This window comes from Paenarthrobacter sp. NPDC056912 (assembly GCF_042786555.1).
Lineage (GTDB): Bacteria > Actinomycetota > Actinomycetes > Actinomycetales > Micrococcaceae > Arthrobacter.
The window spans coordinates 63,859-82,179 of record NZ_JBHUCD010000019.1 but is presented as its reverse complement, the minus strand read 5'-3'; the positions used below and the strand labels follow the sequence as shown (position 1 = coordinate 82,179).

At 63.8% G+C, this 18,321-nt stretch carries 19 protein-coding genes; 9 read left to right on the top strand and 10 right to left on the bottom strand.

All coding sequences use genetic code 11. From position 1 onward, the window contains the following. The first annotated feature begins 72 nt into the window (after window positions 1-72). The 4 genes from ACFRJ9_RS18960 to ACFRJ9_RS18945 are packed head-to-tail and all read left to right on the top strand — an operon-like array spanning window position 73 to window position 3,444. Window positions 73-501, top strand: a complete 429-nt coding sequence (locus tag ACFRJ9_RS18960) for a DUF6325 family protein (protein ID WP_377671120.1) — start codon at window positions 73-75, stop codon at window positions 499-501. Window positions 502-526: 25 nt separating this feature from the next. Beyond that, the gene (locus ACFRJ9_RS18955; protein ID WP_377671118.1) at window positions 527-799 is read left to right on the top strand and encodes an SHOCT domain-containing protein; all 273 of its coding nucleotides are present in this window, start codon (window positions 527-529) and stop codon (window positions 797-799) included. Next, the gene (locus ACFRJ9_RS18950; protein WP_377671116.1) at window positions 796-2,115 is read left to right on the top strand and encodes a hypothetical protein; all 1,320 of its coding nucleotides are present in this window, start codon (window positions 796-798) and stop codon (window positions 2,113-2,115) included. The genes ACFRJ9_RS18955 and ACFRJ9_RS18950 overlap by 4 nt, the downstream gene beginning before the upstream one ends. 33 nt (window positions 2,116-2,148) lie before the next feature. Then, window positions 2,149-3,444 carry an ion channel protein gene (locus ACFRJ9_RS18945; protein ID WP_377671113.1) on the top strand — a complete coding sequence of 432 codons (1,296 nt, stop codon included), beginning with the start codon at window positions 2,149-2,151 and terminating at the stop codon, window positions 3,442-3,444. A gap of 17 nt (window positions 3,445-3,461) precedes the next feature. Here ACFRJ9_RS18945 and ACFRJ9_RS18940 read toward each other — a convergent pair whose 3' ends face one another. Continuing rightward, window positions 3,462-4,013, bottom strand: a complete 552-nt coding sequence (locus ACFRJ9_RS18940; protein WP_377671111.1) for a hypothetical protein — start codon at window positions 4,011-4,013, stop codon at window positions 3,462-3,464. 203 nt (window positions 4,014-4,216) lie between these two features. On the opposite strand from ACFRJ9_RS18940, the gene ACFRJ9_RS18935 reads away from it, so the two are divergent. The 3 genes from ACFRJ9_RS18935 to ACFRJ9_RS18925 are packed head-to-tail and all read left to right on the top strand — an operon-like array spanning window position 4,217 to window position 7,537. Next, the gene (locus tag ACFRJ9_RS18935; protein ID WP_377671108.1) at window positions 4,217-5,632 is read left to right on the top strand and encodes a DUF2252 domain-containing protein; all 1,416 of its coding nucleotides are present in this window, start codon (window positions 4,217-4,219) and stop codon (window positions 5,630-5,632) included. A 60-nt stretch (window positions 5,633-5,692) separates the two neighbouring features. Next, window positions 5,693-6,070 carry a PLDc N-terminal domain-containing protein gene (locus ACFRJ9_RS18930; protein ID WP_377671106.1) on the top strand — a complete coding sequence of 126 codons (378 nt, stop codon included), beginning with the start codon at window positions 5,693-5,695 and terminating at the stop codon, window positions 6,068-6,070. 60 nt (window positions 6,071-6,130) lie between these two features. Further along, on the top strand, window positions 6,131-7,537 hold the full coding sequence (locus ACFRJ9_RS18925; protein WP_377671103.1) for an ATP-binding protein: 1,407 nt from the start codon (window positions 6,131-6,133) through the stop codon (window positions 7,535-7,537). On the opposite strand, the gene ACFRJ9_RS18920 is transcribed toward ACFRJ9_RS18925, so the two are convergent. The 7 genes from ACFRJ9_RS18920 to ACFRJ9_RS18890 are packed head-to-tail and all read right to left on the bottom strand — an operon-like array spanning window position 7,538 to window position 15,697. Further along, a complete protein-coding gene (locus ACFRJ9_RS18920; RefSeq protein ID WP_377671100.1) occupies window positions 7,538-7,942 on the bottom strand; it encodes an acyl-CoA thioesterase in 405 nt (134 codons plus the stop codon). It abuts the gene before it with no gap. 7 nt (window positions 7,943-7,949) lie between these two features. Beyond that, window positions 7,950-9,308 (bottom strand): MFS transporter, encoded by a 1,359-nt coding sequence (locus ACFRJ9_RS18915; protein WP_377671098.1) that lies wholly within the window; start codon window positions 9,306-9,308, stop codon window positions 7,950-7,952. A 2-nt stretch (window positions 9,309-9,310) separates the two neighbouring features. After that, window positions 9,311-11,701: a bifunctional salicylyl-CoA 5-hydroxylase/oxidoreductase gene (locus ACFRJ9_RS18910; RefSeq protein ID WP_377671095.1), complete on the bottom strand. Its 2,391-nt coding sequence runs from the start codon at window positions 11,699-11,701 to the stop codon at window positions 9,311-9,313. A 14-nt stretch (window positions 11,702-11,715) separates the two neighbouring features. Beyond that, window positions 11,716-13,401: an AMP-binding protein gene (locus ACFRJ9_RS18905; RefSeq protein ID WP_377671093.1), complete on the bottom strand. Its 1,686-nt coding sequence runs from the start codon at window positions 13,399-13,401 to the stop codon at window positions 11,716-11,718. A 44-nt stretch (window positions 13,402-13,445) separates the two neighbouring features. Further along, the gene (locus ACFRJ9_RS18900; RefSeq protein ID WP_377671091.1) at window positions 13,446-14,318 is read right to left on the bottom strand and encodes an acyl-CoA thioesterase; all 873 of its coding nucleotides are present in this window, start codon (window positions 14,316-14,318) and stop codon (window positions 13,446-13,448) included. A gap of 3 nt (window positions 14,319-14,321) precedes the next feature. Further along, a complete protein-coding gene (locus ACFRJ9_RS18895) occupies window positions 14,322-14,804 on the bottom strand; it encodes a cupin domain-containing protein (protein WP_179017946.1) in 483 nt (160 codons plus the stop codon). Between the two features lie 32 nt (window positions 14,805-14,836). Continuing rightward, entirely contained in the window at window positions 14,837-15,697 is an 861-nt protein-coding gene (locus tag ACFRJ9_RS18890) for a fumarylacetoacetate hydrolase family protein (RefSeq protein ID WP_377671088.1), read from the bottom strand. A 137-nt stretch (window positions 15,698-15,834) separates the two neighbouring features. On the opposite strand from ACFRJ9_RS18890, the gene ACFRJ9_RS18885 reads away from it, so the two are divergent. Both ACFRJ9_RS18885 and ACFRJ9_RS18880 read left to right on the top strand, forming a co-directional pair. Then, on the top strand, window positions 15,835-16,233 hold the full coding sequence (locus ACFRJ9_RS18885) for a RidA family protein (protein WP_377671086.1): 399 nt from the start codon (window positions 15,835-15,837) through the stop codon (window positions 16,231-16,233). Window positions 16,234-16,272: 39 nt separating this feature from the next. Beyond that, a complete protein-coding gene (locus ACFRJ9_RS18880; protein WP_377671083.1) occupies window positions 16,273-16,617 on the top strand; it encodes an iron chaperone in 345 nt (114 codons plus the stop codon). Here ACFRJ9_RS18880 and ACFRJ9_RS18875 read toward each other — a convergent pair whose 3' ends face one another. Both ACFRJ9_RS18875 and ACFRJ9_RS18870 read right to left on the bottom strand, forming a co-directional pair. Next, the gene (locus ACFRJ9_RS18875; protein WP_377671081.1) at window positions 16,618-17,421 is read right to left on the bottom strand and encodes an IclR family transcriptional regulator C-terminal domain-containing protein; all 804 of its coding nucleotides are present in this window, start codon (window positions 17,419-17,421) and stop codon (window positions 16,618-16,620) included. It lies immediately after the preceding gene. 230 nt (window positions 17,422-17,651) lie between these two features. Then, entirely contained in the window at window positions 17,652-18,320 is a 669-nt protein-coding gene (locus ACFRJ9_RS18870; protein WP_377671079.1) for a 3-oxoacid CoA-transferase subunit B, read from the bottom strand. Between the last annotated feature and the right edge of the window lies 1 nt (window position 18,321).

Genomic DNA, 18,321 nt, shown 5'->3' with positions numbered 1-18,321 from the left:
CTCGGATGAGACCGAACCACGTCAATCGGGGGGAGTATTTAAGCACTGCAGCTCGGCGAACAGGAGTCCACCATGAAAGTCGGACCAGTTGAAGTGATCATCTGCGCGTTTCGACAACCGGAGGTGGATGCAACCGTCGTGGCCGCATTGGGCGGGGCGGTCAAGTCGGGTGCGGTAGCGCTCATGGACCTGGTCCTGCTCACAAGGGACCATAACTCGGTTGTGCACGTGCGCGACCTGGAAGACCACCTGCAGGCCGATTGGTCGGACATGATGGTGTATCCGCGGCCATTTACCCTCCTCAGTGACGCGGACCTTGAAGTCGCCGCCGAATCCATCGGAAACAACGAAACCGCTTTGGTGGTGGCTCTTGAGCATCGTTGGGCCCAGCGCCTTTCCGACGCGGTCCGGGAGTCAGGAGGGGTGACCACACTGTACGCGAGGATCCCCAACGAAACCGTTGTCACAGCCCTTGAAGCAGACGGTTTCTCGGTTGGCTGAACGATCCATGGACCAAGGAATTCTGATGACATTTGCCAGAAGCGGCCGGCCGGGGCTGCTCGGAAACATTGCGCGATCCGCTGCCCTGTCCGGGGCAGCTCGAGTCGCTGCAGGTTCCCTCGAAGAACGCAGGCGTTCCCTTTGGGGCAAGGAACATGTGGTGCCGGCCGCCCCATCCGGAACTCCGGCCGGAAGGGAAAGGCTGGCCGACCAACTGGCAGTACTAGCGGAGTTGCACGCTGCAAAAGTGCTGACGGACAGGGAATTTTCTGCTGCGAAAGCCAGGCTCCTGGGATGAACACCCAGGACGAGGAAATTCTCCGTTTGCGGGCCCAAGTGGCGCGCCTCCAAGAGGAACAGGATTCGGGACAGGACGCCGAACCAGCCAAACGGAAGGGATCCGCTGCTTTGGTGGCACGCTGGACGGCAGCTGTTGTGCTGATTGTCCTCACCGGCGTGCTGGTGCTCAGCGCTGTTCCCGCCATGTACCTGCGGGCCCAGTTACTCGACACCGAGCGGTACGTGGAAACCGTGGCGCCGCTCGCGGCAGACCCCGCAATTCAGAGCGAGATTGCTGACAAGGTCACCAACCAAGTCACAGCAGCGGTCGACGTCGAAGGAATCACGCGGGATGCGCTGGCTGAGCTCACCCAATCCACGCCGCGCGTGGCTCCGGTCCTGGCCGGACTCGCGCCGGCGATAGCCAATCAGTTCGAGTCCCTGGTCCACACTGCGGTCACCAACTTTGTAGCCACACCCCAGTTCCACGATCTTTGGATCCAAGTGAACCGCGCCGCGCATCAAGGCCTGGTGAATCTTGCTGAGGGGAAGAACGACGGCATTGCCAGAATCGACGATAGCGGCGCCGTCACCATCTCCACCAAGGAGATCATCTCCCGGGTAAAAGAGCGGCTTATTGAACAGGGGGTCGGCATAGCCGCAAGGATCCCGGAGGTTGACTCGCACATCACGCTGTTCCAGTCCCCGGAGCTTGTGCGGGCAGCCCAGGCCATCAACGTTTTGGACCGGCTGGCACCCTGGCTTGTGGGGTTGTCGATCGTGGCCGCCCTGGGTGCCATTGCAGTGACGCCCCGGGGTGGAAGACGGCGCACCACCATCTGGGTCGGGCTGTCCATTGCCATAGCCATGGCGTTATTGGCCCTGGCACTGGCAATCGGCCGCGGCGTTTACCTCAATGCGGTGCCGCCCGAGGTGGTGTCCGCAGCCGCGGCACAAAGCCTCATTGATACACTCATCGTGCCGCTGAAGACCACATTGCGGCTGGTGTTCGTGGTGGGGCTGCTGGTAGCAATCGTTGCCTTCATTGGCGGCCAGTCGCGCGCGGCCAAGCAGCTCAGGCAAGGTGTAGCCAAGGCCGGAGACTTCCTCTCCGGAAAACTCGGAGGCGGTCCAGCCAAACCCTGGCAACTCGCCTTGGCGCGGTTCCGCCGGATATTGGAAGCGTCCATCCTGGGGATCGCGGTACTTGTGCTGATCTTCTGGGAGGACCCCACTGCGGCCGTGGCGATCTGGACGGCAATAATCGCCGGCCTGCTGATCCTTCTGGTGGAGCTCCTTTGCCGTCCTGCCAATGTGCCGCAGGAATCCCCCTGATGATCCGGGTCCGGGCAATGGGGGCTGAGGTACGTGACAGCTGACAACGCTCTTGACGTACCATCCCTTCGGACGCAACTGGCATTGTCCGTCCCGGCGCTCGTCGTTGGTGTTTCCTCAGCAGTGGGATTGTTCGCAGTAGACGAGCTGGCCCATGGGATTGAGCACCTCATCTGGGCTGCACTCCCCGAAGCATGGGGCGTAGACCCGGCATCAGGATGGTGGATCTTTGCAATCCTCAGCTTGACGGGGCTGGCCATTGGCCTGATTGTGCAGTTCGTGCCGGGCCATGGTGGCCGAGACTCTGCCACCACCGAACTCGTCGCTCCCCCGCTCAAACTGTCGGCAGTCCCGAGTTTGCTCGCCGTGACGGTCCTTGGCCTGGCGGGCGGTGTCAGCCTGGGACCGGAAATTCCCATCATCGCCTTCAACACGGCCCTCATGGTTGCGTTGGTCGGCAGGTTCTGGCCGGTCATCAGCAGCGAACTCGCGGTCATGGTGACTGCCGCGGGAACCATTGGTGCGCTTTTCGGGACTCCTGTGGCGGCTGCGCTTGTCTTTACGGGTATTGTGGCCACGTTCAAAGCCGGAGGCGCGTTGTGGGACCGGTTGTTTATCCCGCTGGTTTCAGCCGGTGCAGGGGCTGTGACCATGAGGTGGCTGGATGGACCCCAGTTGCCCGAGCCGGGTTTTCCCCTGATCGGCACACCCGATGCCGCAGACCTCGGCGGCGGCATCGCGGTCACTGTGGTTGCCACGCTCGTTGGTCTTGGCGCCGCGTTGGTATTTCCCTACGCACACCGCTTCTTCCATGGGCTAAGGCATCCGGCTCTCTACATCACGTTCGGCGGGATCCTCCTGGGCCTTCTGGGTGTCCTCGGCGGACCGATCACCCTGTTCAAGGGCGCGCAACAGACCGCCGACCTGGTCCGCAACCACGCCGACTACTCACTCTGGACGCTTGCGCTCATCATCGTGGTTAAACTCGCTGCCCTTGTCATCGCTGCAGCCGCAGGATTCCGCGGGGGCCGGATCTTTCCTGCGGTGTTTATCGGTGCAGCGGTAGGAGTCGCAGCCAACGCCGTCATGCCGGCCATGCCGCTGGGCCTGGCTATCGCCTGTGGCGTCATGGGGGTTGTCCTTCCCGTGGCGCGCGATGGATGGGTGGCCTTGTTCATCGCTGTGGTGGTGGTCGCTGACGCAACGGTTCTACCTGTCCTGTGCGTGGCGATCCTGCCGGCCTGGTTGTTGGTGTCCCGAACGCCGGAGATGCTGATCCACGAGGCTCCCCCACCCGTCGCCCAGGGGCTGCGCGCCGGACAGGCATAGGAATGGCTGGCCCGCTGCTACTGGTGCACACATCCCGGTGGTTCCGAGTTGCCGCTGACAGTGAAGTCCTCACATGTCAGGAAAGCGGCCTGGTTCGCGCCCAGCACGAACGAGATGGCGGCGATGGCCATGACCGCCGCCACCACAATGAACCGCCACTTCAGCGGCAAGTCTTCGCCGAATTCCGGCCAGACCACACGTGCCAAGACCCAGATCGTGGCAGGGATCCCGAGAATCGCAACAGTGCCGCCAAGGGTTTCCACCGCCCCTCCCCAGAAGCCTTCGTCGTCTTTGAAGAAGATCGCCAGGACCAGCCACAGAGTAGGGATGGCCAGCGCAACGGCCCTGCCCGTACGGTTGCGGTCTTCGGTACGCCGGACCAACACCACCAGGAGCGCAGCAGTTGCCGCGGCCCACACGGTAAGGATCTGTTCAAAGAACAAGATCCCCCATGCACCCAGGGTGAATGAGGGCCACCAGACGGCGATGCTCATGCCGACGGCCACAACAGCCGTGCGCCGGGACGGCTTCCTGACGGCGGGGGCTGGTTCTTCCGGTGAAACAGGCACGCGTGTCCTCAGGATCCCGTGCCTGGCGAATCAGGGCGCCGGCTGAAGTTCATCTGGATGACCTCTTCCTTGAGGCTGACGGATGGGTGTCAACCACTGCGTTCATCATGCTGGCGCCCGTCAGCCCTGTCATCACTCCCCGGGGATGAACCAGCGCCGATGGCGAAAGATCCGATTGACTTCCTATTCCAGAGCCGGAGGGCATGTGGGACGATTCGGAGATGCATGCCGATGGATCACCCCATCACAGTGACTCAATCGCCCGCGCCCGCGCTGCGGGCCGTGCAGCCCGGCGAACAATGCCGCGTCGTGAACAGGCGGCTTACAGGCCGGACCCGCGCGACGCCGTCGAGATCCTTGAAGGCCAGCATTCCACGCGCCTCCCCGAACTGATCCCCGTCCGCATAGGCCGCATGCTGGAATCACCCTTTTCGTTCTATCGCGGGGCAGCAGCCGTCATGGCACAGGATCTGTCGAAAGCGCCGGTGACCGGACACACCATCATTGCTTGCGGCGACGCCCATCTGGCCAACTACGGTTTCTTCGCCAGTCCCGAGCGCCGGCTGATCTTTGACCTCAACGATTTCGACGAAGCCTATCCGGCGCCTTGGGAGTGGGACATCAAGCGCCTGGCCGCCAGCGTCTGGGTGAACGGGCGCAATGGTTCGCACACCGAGGAACAATGCCGCACGGCGGTGGAGGCGTGCCTCCGGCGATACCGTGAGACTTTCCAGCCGCTCTATCAACGCACGGCGGTGGAACGGTACTTCCTCAACGTTGATGCCGAATTCCTCCATTCCACCAAGGCCATGGCCACCCGCCACGTGAAAACGGCGGGGGAAAAGGCCCGCCAACGCACCTCCGAGCAAGCCTTGACCAAGCTCACCCGGAGGACGGCGGCAGGCGTTCCGCGGATCGTGGACCAGCCACCGATCGTCCGCCACCCGGACGTCATGGACTTGCCCCGAATGGAAGGGCTGGTCTCCCGGTATCGGAAGACCCTCCGCGCAGACACGGCACTGTTGATGAGCCAGTTCAGGCTGGTGGACTACGCCCTGCGGATCGTTGGAGTAGGGAGCGTGGGGAGGCGCAACTGGGTGTTGTTGTTCGAGGGCCCAGCGGGTGAGCCCTTGTTTCTGCAGGCCAAAGAGGCGGGACCGTCAGTTCTGGAAACCCACGGACGGGCGGGCCAAGGGCCGGAACCCGTGGACGGTCTCCTCAGCAACGGTGAGGGGCGCCGGGTGGTGGGAGCCCAGCGCATCCTGCAGGCACAGTCCGACCCCTTCCTCGGTTGGATCAGCAACGTGGAGGGCCCCGACGGCGTACCGCGGGACTTCTACATCCGGCAATTCCGGGACATGAAGGGTTCCTTCGCGTTATCCGAACTCAGTGCCCGGGAGTCGGCAGACTATGCCGGGCTGTGCGGGGGGATGCTCGCCAGGGCACACTCCCAAAGCGCGGACAGCGCCTTCATTCCGGGTTACCTGGGCAAGGGCGGGTCCTTCGACGCAGCAGTGACTGGCTGGGCCAAAGGCTACGCGGACCAGACCGAACACGACTATGAGCAGCTCCAACGGGCTGTTCGTTCCGGGCGCTTGAAAGCCGAAGCCGGTGTGTGACTTCCGGGCCCGGCCGCTGCTGGTTCAATCACCATCCGATAGTTCACACCTGGAGCTGGAATGAATATTTTCGAAGCGATTTGGTTTGCCATCGGCATTGCCCTGTACGTCACCTACCTGATTGTCCTTTTCCATATCGTGGCAGACATCTTCGCCGACTCGAGACGCTCGGGATGGAGCAAGGCCCTGTGGGTTGTGGGACTTCTTTTCCTGCCTGTCCTTGGTGGACTGGCTTACCTGGTCTTCAACGGTCAGAGCATGTCAATGCGGAGGGCAGCCAGGGCCGACGTCGCCAGGGACGACTTCCAGAGGTATGTCCAGACCGTCGCCGGAACCAACGTGGCGCAACAGATTTCCGAGGCCAAAACCCTCATGGATGACGGCGCACTGACTGAAGCAGAGTTTGCGGCGCTCAAGGAACGCCTGCTTCGGGCGTAACTGGCATTCATCCGAAGGGGGTGATGCCCCGGGTATCGGGTGGGCGGATCATTAATCTCCGTGACTACCAAGACATCAATCAATGAAGGTGCCACCGCCGCCTCAGTCGACGGGCGCTATTTTCAGTTGGCCGGGCCCAACCACTCGGCCTTTGAACCCGGGACGTTCGTGGTCATTCACGGGCAAGACAGCCAGAAAATGCTTGGCCAGGTGGACGACCTCACCTTTCGGATCGGCAGTCCCCTCCAAGGTGCAGGCAGGGTCTTTGGCACCATTTCCGACGACGGCCGCAGCCTGGATACGGCACGGTTCCACCCGTTTTCGTCCGCCCGTATCCAAACGGCGGATGCTTCAACCGTCGGCCTCCTCTACGACGATGCCGCGGCGACCGTCACCATTGGCTCGTACGGATCCGACCACACCCCCGCCCGCCTTCTGGCACGCCGTTTCAACAGGCACACGTTCTGGTGCGGGCAGAGCGGTTCGGGAAAAACGTACGCGCTGGGCGTGGTCCTGGAGCAACTGATCCTTCACACCGGCCTCCCGATTGTCATCTTCGATCCGAACGCGGACTTCGTGCGGCTGGGCGATCCGCCTGAAGGCAGCGATGCCGCGGGGACGGGCTTGCCGGCCGATCGGGATATCCGGGTTCTCCGCTCTTCTCCGTCTGAAGGCGACTCGCTCCTGGTGCGTTTCACGGACCTGCCGTTGCGGGCCAGGGGAGCAACCCTCCACCTCCATCCGCTGGAGGACCGTGCGGAGTACAACGAGCTCATGCGGCTGGAAGAAACAGTCGGCACTTTGGACCCGGTAAAGGTTGTGCCGCGGTTACGGGAGCGCGGCACCCCTGCCGCCGATGCCTTGGCCGCCCGCGTCGAAAACCTGCGAGTGACTGACTGGACCGTATGGTCGGGACCGCGGGAGACCGCCGTCGAGGTTGTGCGCGACCGTCCCGACGCCACCGTCCTGGACCTTGGCGGTTTTGCGTACCCGGACGAGCCGCTGGTGGTCGCAATGGCCGTGCTCGAGGACCTCTGGGCACGACGCGAGGAACGCCGCCCGATCCTCATTGTCATCGATGAGGCCCACAACCTCTGTTCGCCGGACGGGGACAGCCCGCTGCAAGTGGCGGTAAGGGAGAAAATCATCCAGATCGCTGCGGAAGGGCGAAAGTTCGGCCTCTGGCTACTGCTCTCGACCCAACGCCCGTCCCGCATCCACCCCAGCATCATCTCCCAATGCGACAACCTGGCCCTCATGAAGATGGCGTCGCCGGTGGACCTGGAAGGAATCGCAACCATCTTTGGCTTTGTCCCTGCCGCCCTAGTGGCCCGTTCACCGCAGTTCCGGCAAGGAGAGGCGCTCTTCGCCGGCGGTTTCGTGCCCGCCCCGACGCTGGTGAGGATGGGAAACCGCCTGACGCGGGAAGGCGGCGCCGATATCAGCGTCCCCCTCAGAACGCCCTAGTCACACGCCCTGCGCAGCGCCCACAGCCCGGACGAAATGCTCCGGCCAGGGCTGGGCGCTGGTGGAGCCGTTGGGCAGGTGCACCGTGGTGACCGTCCCGAAAGCGGCGACGTCGCCGCCGTCGGACACGACCTCAAAGGCCATGGTCAGCGAGGTCCGGCCGAGCGCATGAATCTTCACCGTGGCGGTGATGCGCTGGCCGAACCACAGCTTGGCCTTGTAATTGATGACTTGCTGGACGCGGGGAGCGCTGGGGAAATAGTCCGGCAATTCCAAGGATCGGAAGAGCTCGGCCTCGGCAGCTTCAACCCAGCGCAGGATGGCTGAATTGTGCTGGTGTCCGGAGGCGTCCGTGTCCACCCATTCCACCGTGCGTCCGATGCTCGCCTCCGGAAAACTGTCCACGATTCTCCTAGCGGACGCCCACGGCGGCGTCGTCCGGGTCAACGTCGACGGCGGCAACAGGCACCTCGGGTTGGGGCTTGGGAATCATCGCCACAGCACCGGCTGCCAGTACCGCGATGCCTGCGAAGATCGCGAAATTCGCCTCGAAGGGCAACTTGGAGCCGGCAATCCAGCCACCGATCAAGGGTCCGGAGATGGCACCCAACCGGGCGAAGCTCAAGGCCCAACCAGTTGCCGTACCGCGGACCTTGGCCGGATAGTAGTCGGCGATGTAACCGGTCAGGACCAGCGAGGTGGAGATGGAACCGACACCCGCGAAGGCCACGAACAGCAGGTTGACCACCATGGTGTTCGGGAAGACCAACAGCATGATGCCCAGGCCGCCCAGGATGTAGAACACCACCAGGATGAGCTTCTTGCCGTACTTGTCAGCGGACCGGCCCAGGAGCAGGCCGCCGATGGCGGAAGCGAGGCTGAAGACCAACAGGAACGTGAGGGACGAGCCGAGGTCGTAGCCGGCCTTCTTCATGATGCTCGGCAGCCAGGTGTTCAGGCCGTAGACCAGTACCAAGCCGCAGAAGAGCGAGATCCAGAAGAACACCGTGGACCGCAGGTACTTCGGCGAAAACATAGTGGTAATGGTCTTCCACCACGGATCGGCCACCTGGGCACCGGAAGGAGCAACCGCGACCACCGGGCGGTAGTCGGCAATCTGCAGCTTGGCGGCCAACGCCTTGGCCTCGGACCTCCGCCCCTTTGACTCAAGGTATTCAAGGGACTCAGGGAGGAACTTCCAGATGATCGGAATCAGCACTACCGGTGCAGCACCGATGGCGATGACGGCACGCCATCCACCGAGGGGCAGCACAAACAATGCAGCCAAAGCCGCGGCAACAATGCCCAACGAATAGCCGGAGTACATGAGGCCGTAGTTGTAGGACCGCTTGTTGGGGGCCGAGTACTCGATGGTCAGGGCAGCTGCCACGGGGATGACACCACCCATGCCCAGACCGCCAATCAGCCGGAAGATGCCGAACAGTTCCGGCGTGGGAGCCCACGCTGCACCTGCCTGCGTGAGGGTGAAGATCACCATGGAGGCCAGGAGCATCTTCTTTCGCCCCACGAGATCGCTGAGGGTACCGATGAACAGAGCTCCGATAAGCATGCCGATCAAGGCATATGAACCCAGCCCGCCCAGAGCCAGCGGGCTGAGGTTCCATTCCTTGTACTCGGCAAGAGCCGGGAGGATAGCCCCCAGAACGCCGACGTCATACCCTTCAGCGAGGATCGCGATCCAGCAGCAAAACAGCACCAGGCCGGTGGTCTTCCTGGGCACGTTCCAGTCGTTGACCGGTGCGGCGGCCATGGCTACTTCACCAGGACCGATACTGCTGCGGACGCGGGGGTCCAGCGAAGGTGGGTATTGGCCTCTTCGATGTCCGCTTCCTTCAGCAAGGACAGGCGAGGACGTACGGCATCCGTGCGGCTGCTCGGCGGCTTCCGGCGTCCCGCCCGGAACTGCGGAATCCACTCAGCGCCGGGTCCCTGGTACTCCTGCTCTGCCGCAGCGTGAAGTGTCCACTGGGGATCGTAGAGGTGCGTGCGGCCCAGGGCGATGAGGTCCGCGCGCCCGGCGAGGAGGATCGAGTTCACGTCGTCGTAGCTGGAGATGGCGCCGACGGCGATCACGGCCACGCCTGCGGGGGCGGCAACTTCCTGACGGATGCGGTCGGCAAACGGCGTTTGGTAGCTGCGGCCGAAGGCCGGCTTCTCTTCCTTGGCCACCTGGCCGGTGGAGACATCCAGGCCGGCAGCGCCGTGGGTTACAAAGGCCCGGGCGATCTCCACGGAATCGTCGGAGGTATTGCCACCCTCGATCCAGTCCGTGGCTGAGATGCGCACCGTCACAGGCTTGCTGGCAGGCCAAGCCGCACGAACGGCGTCGAACACTTCCAGCGGGAACCGCAGCCGGTTCTCCAAGCTGCCACCGTATTCGTCGGTCCGTTTGTTGGACACCGGCGAAAGGAAGGAGGACAACAGGTAGCCGTGGGCGGCGTGGATCTCCAGGAGGTCGAACCCTGCCTGCTCGGCGCGGACGGTCGAGGCCACGAACTCTGCCTTGATGGCGTCCATGCCGGCGCGGTCCAGTTCGGCGGGGGTTTGGTTCCCGGGACCGTACGGCAAAGCAGAGGGAGCAACGGTGCCCCAGTTGCCGGACTCAAGCGGCTGGTCGATGCCTTCCCACATGAGCTTGGTGGAACCCTTGCGGCCGGAATGACCCAGCTGGGCACCAATCTTGGCGGTGGAACGGGCGTGCACGAAGTCCACGATCTCATTCCAGCTGTCGCGCTGCTCGTCGGTGTACAGGCCGCTGCAGCCGGGAGTGATGCGGCCGGCTTCGGAAACGCAGACCATTTCGGTCATGACCAGGCCTGCTCCGCCCAATGCCTTGGAGCCCAGGTGCACCTTGTGGAAGTCACCGGGGATTCCGTCAACGGCGGAGTACATGTCCATCGGGGAGACGACGATGCGGTTCTTGAGCTCCAGCCCGCCAATGCGGAAGGGCTGGAACATGGCCGGGGCAACCTCGGCGAGCCCCTGGGACTCGGCGAAATCGCGGTCCACGGCATCGGCGAACTCGGGATCGCGGAGGCGCAGGTTCTCCTGGGTGATACGGCGGCTACGGGTGAGCAGGTTGAACGCGAATTGCGTAGGGTCCTGGTCCTTGTACTGGCCGATGCGCTCGAACCACTCCAGCGATGCCTGGGCGGCGCGCTGCGTGGAAGCCACCACCGGGCGGCGCTCGGCCTCGTACGCCACCAGCGCGGACTCAACGTCCGGGTGCTCGTGCAGGCAGGCGGCCAGCGCCAGCGAATCCTCCATGGCGAGCTTGGTGCCTGAGCCGATGGAGAAGTGGGCAGTGTGGGCGGCATCGCCCAGCAGCACCACGTTGTTATGGCGCCAGCTCTCGTTGCGGACCGTGGTGAAGTTGATCCACTTGGAGTTGTTGGTGAGGACCTCGTAGCCGTTCAGCTCCTCGGCGAAGATCTCCCGGATCTTGGCGATCGACTTTTCGTCGGAGACGCCCGGAGGGAAAATCTCGTTGGCGGTTTCATCGAAGCCCGCCGCATGCCACACGTCCTGGTGCATTTCCACGATGAACGTGGAGCCCTCATCCGAGTACGGGTAACCGTGGATCTGCATGACGCCCCACTCGGTTTCCTTCACGAAGAACTTGAAGGCTTCGAACACCTGGTCCGTACCGAGCCACATGAACTTGTTGGTTCGCGGGTCCAGGTCGGGCCGGAAGGAATCGGCGTACCGGGCGCGGATCTGCGAGTTGATGCCGTCAGCGGCCAGAACCAGATCGTAGTTTGCTTCGAGTTCCTCGATGGCCGGGGCCAGGGTGCTGAATCGAACGTCGACGTTCAACTCGATGCAGCGGCGCTGCAGCAATTCCAGCAGTTCCTTGCGGCTCATGGCAGCGAAGCCCTGGCCGCCCACGGTGGTCATCTCGCCGCGGAAGTGGATGTCGATGTCGGACCAGCGCGCGAACCTGCGGCTCATGTACTCGGCCACTACCGGATCAGCGTTGCCGATGCCGCCCAGCGTCTCATCGGAAAATACGACGCCGAAGCCAAAGGTGTCGCTGGCAGCGTTGCGTTCCCAGAGGGTGATGTCGTGTGACGGGTCCAGCTGCTTCATCAATGCTGCGAAGTACAGGCCGCCCGGGCCGCCTCCAACAATTGCGATCTTCATGGTGGTGCTCCTTCTCAGGCCTGGCTCTGGCCAGCGGGGGTAAGTTGTTCGGTGGTGCTCGCGGGGTTCGCCGGATTGTCCTCTGCGAGGATGCCGTCGCGGAGCTTGAAGTGCTGGAGCTTGCCGCTGGGGTTGCGGGGCAGCTCGGTGACGAAGCGGACATCGCGGGGGTACTTGTACGGGGCGATGGTCCGCTTAACGAAGTCCTGGATTTCCTTGCGCTTCCCGGCGTCGCCAGTGACGCCCTCACGCAGGACGACGAACGCGCAGACGATGCTGCCGCGCTCCGGATCCGGCCGGCCGATGACCGCGTTTTCCACCACGTCCGGGTGCTGGTCGATGGCCGCTTCAACCTCGGGCCCGCCGATGTTGTAGCCCGAGGAGACGATCATGTTGTCCGAGCGGGCCTGGTAGGTGAAGTACCCGTCCGCGTCCATGGAGAAGGTGTCGCCCGTGACGTTCCAGCCGCGGACCACATAGTTCGCCTGACGTGCATCGTCCAAGTACCGGCAACCGGTGGGGCCAATGACGGCCAACCGACCGGACTGTCCGGGACCGAGCTCGTTGCCGTCCTGGTCCAGGATAGTGGCCCTGAAGCCCGGTACGGCGCGACCGGTTGCGCCCGGACGGATGTCATCCCCGGCCGCCGAAATGAAGACGTGCAGCATTTCGGTGGCACCGATTCCGTTGACCAGCCGCAGTCCGGTGGCCGCACGGACGGCCTCCCACGTTTCCTTGGAGAGGTGCTCGCCTGCGGAAACTGCGATGCGCAGGCCGCGAAGAAGGTCCCCGCGCTCCTCTTTGAGGATGGCCCGGTAGGCCGTAGGGGCCGTGAAGAGGATGGTTGCCCCGGCAGCTGATGCATGCTGGGCCAGTTCCACGGGGCCAGCCTTTTCGGTCAGGAGCGACGACGCACCGAACCGCAGCGGGAAGACCACCAGTCCCCCGAGCCCGAAAGTGAAGGCCAGCGGTGGCGAACCGGCAAAGACGTCATCGGCGGTGGGCTGCAGGATGTAGCGGGCGAAGGTGTCGGCATTGGCAAGAATGTCGCGGTGGAAGTGCATGGTCACCTTCGGCACACCGGTGGTGCCCGACGTCGGCCCCAGCAGGGCAACGTCGTCCGCGGAGGTGTCCACGGCAGTGAACTCGCCGTTCTTGCGTTCGCAGCGCGAGGTGAGATCGCCGTCGTCGTCGGATCCGTACGTCAGGACGGTGACATCATCGCCGGCCGCGATCGTGAGTTCGTCCGCGAAACGGTGATCTGAAATCGCCACTACCGGCTTGGTGAGCTGCATCAGGGTGGAGACCTCGCTGGAGCGCAGCATGGGCATGGTGGTGACCACCACCGCGCCGGCTTTCAGGACGCCGAGCCAGGCAGCGACAATCCAGGGATTGTTGGGGCCGCGCAGGAGAACACGGTTGCCGGGGACAACACCGAGGTCTTCGGTGAGAACCTGGGCTACCTGGTTGGAACGCTGCTGGAGCTGACCGTAGCTCCACACCGTGCCGTCCGGGGTCCGCAGGGCCGGACGGTCCGCGCCGTACTGATCAACAGCGTCGTCGATCAGCACCGCAGCGGCGTTCAGCCGTTCCGGGTAGTGAAGTTCGGGGAGGGTGAATTCAAGCGCCGGCCAGGTGTCGGCGGGCGGCAGGTGGTCACGGGTGAACGTGTCCACGTGGGCCGATGGCATCATGCTCATGGCCGTTCCTTTCAGTGATGCGTCGTTGAAGCTGGTGGGTGGTTTCAGGCGCCGGCCCGGATCATGCCCTCCTGGGCCACCGTGGCTAGAAGCCTTCCTTGCTGATCGAAGAAGCGGCCCATTGCCAGGCCCCTGTTGCTTTGGCCGGATATGGCTTCCTGGGCATATAGGACCCAGTTGTCCGCGCGCCCGTCCCTGTGGAACCACATGGAGTGGTCCAGGCTTGCCGTTGCCAGTCCCGGACTGGACCAGTTGAGCCCGTTGACTCGGAGCAACGGCTCCAGGATCGTGTAATCGCAAACGTAGGCGAGAGCTGCACGGTGGAGGTCGGCGTCATCCGGCAGGGCGTCAAAGGCTTTGATCCAGATGGCTTGCTGCGGCACCGATCCGCCTTCCAGCTCGATGTATACCGGACCGGGAATATGCCTCATATCGAAGCTTCGACCCGTTGACCAGTAGTCTGCGGCCGCACCGTCAATTCCGTCCAGCGCTTCCGCCGCAGTACGCAGCGATTCGGGCTCGACGGCGGCAGGAGCCTCGGGCTGGAAGTCCGGACCGTCCTCGGGAACCTGGAAGGAACCCATCGCGGCATACACGGGTTTGCCGTTCTGGAAGCCCCGGACCGTGCGGGTAGAGTACCCCCGGCCATCCCGCAGCCGCTCCACCTCGTAGCGAACACTGGAACCGATGTCCACGGGACGCATGAAGTAGCTGTGCATCGAGTGCAACTGCCTGTCAGCATCCACCGAGCGCATCATGGCGGCAGCAGCCTGGGCAACCATGTCTCCACCGTAGGCTTTTGGCCACGGCACGTACTGGGTGGTTGCCTCATACGCTTCGTCGAAGACCTCGGCCGTTGTTGGCGTGAGCTCCACGGCTTTGAGGAAGGTCTCCGACGTCAGGGTTCCGGTGATCATGGCTTAGGCCCGGCGGTAATCGGCGAGGGTTTCGTCGGCGACGTCTTCGAGGTTGACCACGAGGTTCTCCGGCGTGCGCGCGGTGAGCCAGACGAGTTCTTCCGTGATAGACATGTTGGCTTCGACGTGCGGCATGAAGGGCGGTACGAACACCCAGTCCCCGGCCTTCATGTCGATGAACTCGGAGTAGTTCTCGCCGAAGTAGATGCGGCCGTGGCCGCGGAGCACGTAGCCGCCGGTCTCCGCCTCGCCATGGTGGTGCGGGAGTGAGCGGTAGCCGGGGGTGTTGGACACCTGGCCGAACCAGATCTTGGTTGCCGGGGTGTGCTGGATGCTGACGCCGGAGACGCGGATGCAGTCGCCGGACTGGGCGGTGTTGGTGTCTTCAGCGCCGGCGCGGGTAACTACGGGGACAACTTTGCCGTCGGCCTGCGCGTAGATGGAGTTATCGCCTTCGAGGCGGTATTCGGTGGTGGTCTGGCTCATGTGATTTCTCCTTGGTTTCCAGGCTGGGGTGTCTATGCGGTTACTGCTATTGGGGCGTGGATCCGGAACTGGTTTTCCAGCCGGCCGATCCCTTCGATTTCAGTGGCGAGGACGTCGCCATCTTTGAGGTAGCGCGGCGGAGTCATCCCCATGCCCACTCCCCCGGGTGTTCCGGTGAGGACCAGGTCACCGGGACGCAGCACGGTGAACTGGGAGATGTAGGACAGGAGCTGGGCCGGGCCGAACACCAGGGTGCTGGTGTTTCCCTGCTGCACGAGTTCACCGTTGACATAGCCACGGACCTCGAAATCCTCTCCGGCCTCGTCAGCGGTCAGCATCACCGGACCCACCGGAGTGGTGGCGTCCCAGGCCTTGCCTTGGAACCACTGAAGGGTCCGGCTCTGCCAGTCGCGCATGGAGACATCGTTGGCAACGGTGTACCCGGCAATGGCCGCACGGGACTGGTCCTCGTCCGCCCGGTACAGTTCTGAACCCACCACGACGGCGAGTTCGGCTTCCCAGTCGACGCAGCCGCTGCCGTGTACTTCTACGGCGTCGTTGGCTCCCACCAGGGTGTCCGCGTACTTGGCGAACAGGGTGGGGAACTCGGGAAGCTCACGGCCCATCTCCTGGATGTGATCGCCGTAGTTGAGGCCGCAGCAAATGACTTTGCCGGCGCGGGGCAGCAGCGGCGCGAGGTCGGTCTCCGCTGCCGCCATGACCTGCTGGTCGGCTGCCGGGGCCGCTGCTGCCTTCTCGACGAGCAACCGCCACTCGGGCAAGGCCAGGAGGGCGCCCACGTCAGAGGCGGGAAGCGCGAGGTAGGACTCTGCGCCGATGGCGAGTGCCGCCGTCGTACCTCCGCCGGCCGTGCGCAAGGTGGCAAGTTTCATTGCGGGATTCCCTTCGAGTTTTTTCGATGTGTCGACTTTTTTACGATCGTCACATATGCTCAACGTAGCACGACAGATTTGATCTGCACAGAGGCTTTCCCGAATTTTTTGCAGTCGCCACGACCAGGAGGAACAGCATGAGCCACAAGACAATCAACCCGGAGTCGCTGCCCAAGCCTTCAGGATTTGCGCACGGTATTCTTGCCGGCAATACGGTGTTCCTGGGTGGGCAAACTGCCTTGGACAAGAACATGGACATCGTTCCCGGCGGCATCGTGGAGCAGTTCACGCAGGCGTTCTCCAACGTTTTGACCACACTGCGCGAGGCCGGCGGACAGCCCGAAGACCTGGTCAACGTCACCATCTACCTCACGGACGTTGACGACTACATGGCGAACGGCCGTGAGATCGGGCGTATCTGGCGCGACATGGCCGGCTCGCAGTATCCGGCGATGGCGGGCATCGGCGTCACGCGGCTGTGGCAGAAGGAAGCCCTGATCGAAATCCAGGGCATCGCGGTGATTCCGGAACGCTGATCTCTGGCCTGACGGGCGCCAGTGGGGAAGCATGTCCCTATGGGAACCGTCACCGAATACCTGCAGAACGTCAGCACCGCCAACCGCGGGACGCTGGAGCGGATAGTTGAGATCGCCCGGGAGCTTGCGCCCGAGGTCGAAGAAGGCACCAGCTACGGAATGCCCGCCCTGCTGTTGAATGGCAAGGGATTTCTCAGCGTGCTGGAAACCAAGAAGCATCTGGCCCTTTACCCGTTCAGCGGGCAGATCCTGCCAGAAATGTCGGAGGAGTTAAGCGGCTTTTCCTGGTCGCCGGGGACGTTGCGGTTCTCCGCCGACAATCCCGTGCCGGACTCGTTGGTACGCCGGATTCTGGAGACGCGGTTGGCAGCGATCCGGAGCTAGTCAGTGCTTGGCTGAGACGTCCTGCGAGATGGCGTTGGCGGTGGCAACCACTTCCTGGCGCACAGACTCGAGGTACGCGTCCGGGTCCGGCTGCGCTGCGACCGCCTGGGCCTGCAGCGACACGTTGATCGCCGCAACGTTGTCGCCATTGTTGTGGTTCCACACCGGCGCCGCGATGGACATCAGCCCCAGCTCCAGCTCCTGGTCCAGCAAGCACCAGCCTTGCGTACGGACGCGCTCGACGGCGGCCCGCAAGTCGGGCACGCTGGCGACGGTTCGCGGCGTGAGCGGGGTGAGTTCCGCCGTCGTGAGATAGGCCTCAAGCTTGGCCTGCGGCAATCCGGCGAGCAGGACCCGACCCATGGAGGTGGCGTATGCCGGGAACCGTGTGCCGACGGTGATGCCGACGTTCATGATGCGGCGAGTGGCGACTCGCGCCACATAGAAGATATCCAGGCCATCGAGGACCGCAGCGGAGGTGGACTCCCCCAGCTTCAGGCTGAGTTGTTCCAGGTGAGGCTGGGCCAACTGCGGCAGGGACAGCGCCGACAGGTACGAGTAACCGAGCTGCAGCACCTTGGCCGTGAGCGCGAACGTTTTTCCGTCCGTTCGGACGTAGCCGAGCTCAACGAGCGTGTGCAGGAACCGCCGGGCCGTGGCACGGGTCAGGTCCGTGCGGGCAGCCACTTCACTGAGGGTCATCAGCGGATTGTTCGCGTCGAACGCCCGGATCACGGCGAGGCCCCGGGCCAGCGACTGGACGTATTGGTCGCTGGCCTGCGGGGTAACTGCGGAGTCGGTCATGGTTACCAATCCTAGGGTGCGTTGCGGGGCCTGCTCTGCGCGCGATTCCAAGACAGGGCCCACGCCGCCCGGGTTCCCTGACCGAGCTTGCGAGGTTAGGGAGGCGGTGGGGATGCAGAGCGGGCCTCACAACGCGGGGGAACCCACTTGCGGGGCCTGCTCTGCGCCCAATGCTCAGGAAATGACGCGCAGAGCGGGCCTCACAACGCGGGGGAACCCACGTGCGGGGCCTACTCTGCCTTCTTCAAGGGCAGCGGCACGAGCTCCTGGATCTCCTCGAAGGTGCAGCCGAACGTCTCGCGGACGGTGACGCCGTCGGGGCCGGTGAGGAACACAGCTTTGTCCGTGTACACGCGGGTCACGCAGCCGACGCCGGTGAGCGGGTACGTGCACTGTTCCACGAGCTTGGAAACACCCTCACGCGTCAGCAGCGTCATCATCACGAACACGTCCTTGGCGCCCGTCGCGAGATCCATGGCGCCACCGACGGCGGGGATCGCGTCCGGGGCGCCGGTGTGCCAGTTGGCGAGGTCGCCGGTGGCGGAGACCTGGAATGCGCCGAGGACGCAGATGTCCAGGTGCCCGCCGCGCATGATGGCGAACGAGTCGGCGTGGTGGAAGTACGAGGCTCCGGGCAGTTCGGTGACGGGGATCTTGCCGGCGTTGATGAGGTCGCCATCGACGTCACCGCCTTCAGCTGCAGGGCCCATGCCGAGCATCCCGTTCTCCGTGTGGAGCGTGATGTTCTGTTCCTCGGTGAGGTAGTTGGACACGAGTGTCGGCTGGCCGATGCCCAGGTTCACGAACGAGCCCGGTGCGATGTCGCGGGCCACCAACTGGGCGAGCTCGTCGCGGCCCAGCGGCTTCCCGGACGTCTGGATGCTTGTTTGGGTGCTCATG

Excerpts from the sequence above, each read along its gene's own strand:
- ACFRJ9_RS18960 (WP_377671120.1), top strand. The coding sequence starts at position 73 with ATGAAAGTCGGACCAGTTGAAGTGATCATCTGCGCGTTTCGACAACCG.
- ACFRJ9_RS18955 (WP_377671118.1), top strand. The coding sequence starts at position 527 with ATGACATTTGCCAGAAGCGGCCGGCCGGGGCTGCTCGGAAACATTGCG.
- ACFRJ9_RS18950 (WP_377671116.1), top strand. The coding sequence starts at position 796 with ATGAACACCCAGGACGAGGAAATTCTCCGTTTGCGGGCCCAAGTGGCG.
- ACFRJ9_RS18935 (WP_377671108.1), top strand. The coding sequence starts at position 4,217 with ATGTGGGACGATTCGGAGATGCATGCCGATGGATCACCCCATCACAGT.
- ACFRJ9_RS18930 (WP_377671106.1), top strand. The coding sequence starts at position 5,693 with ATGAATATTTTCGAAGCGATTTGGTTTGCCATCGGCATTGCCCTGTAC.
- ACFRJ9_RS18915 (WP_377671098.1), bottom strand. The coding sequence starts at position 9,308 with ATGGCCGCCGCACCGGTCAACGACTGGAACGTGCCCAGGAAGACCACC.
- ACFRJ9_RS18910 (WP_377671095.1), bottom strand. The coding sequence starts at position 11,701 with ATGAAGATCGCAATTGTTGGAGGCGGCCCGGGCGGCCTGTACTTCGCA.
- ACFRJ9_RS18905 (WP_377671093.1), bottom strand. The coding sequence starts at position 13,401 with ATGAGCATGATGCCATCGGCCCACGTGGACACGTTCACCCGTGACCAC.
- ACFRJ9_RS18900 (WP_377671091.1), bottom strand. The coding sequence starts at position 14,318 with ATGATCACCGGAACCCTGACGTCGGAGACCTTCCTCAAAGCCGTGGAG.
- ACFRJ9_RS18895 (WP_179017946.1), bottom strand. The coding sequence starts at position 14,804 with ATGAGCCAGACCACCACCGAATACCGCCTCGAAGGCGATAACTCCATC.
- ACFRJ9_RS18890 (WP_377671088.1), bottom strand. The coding sequence starts at position 15,697 with ATGAAACTTGCCACCTTGCGCACGGCCGGCGGAGGTACGACGGCGGCA.
- ACFRJ9_RS18885 (WP_377671086.1), top strand. The coding sequence starts at position 15,835 with ATGAGCCACAAGACAATCAACCCGGAGTCGCTGCCCAAGCCTTCAGGA.
- ACFRJ9_RS18880 (WP_377671083.1), top strand. The coding sequence starts at position 16,273 with ATGGGAACCGTCACCGAATACCTGCAGAACGTCAGCACCGCCAACCGC.
- ACFRJ9_RS18875 (WP_377671081.1), bottom strand. The coding sequence starts at position 17,421 with ATGACCGACTCCGCAGTTACCCCGCAGGCCAGCGACCAATACGTCCAG.
- ACFRJ9_RS18870 (WP_377671079.1), bottom strand. The coding sequence starts at position 18,320 with ATGAGCACCCAAACAAGCATCCAGACGTCCGGGAAGCCGCTGGGCCGC.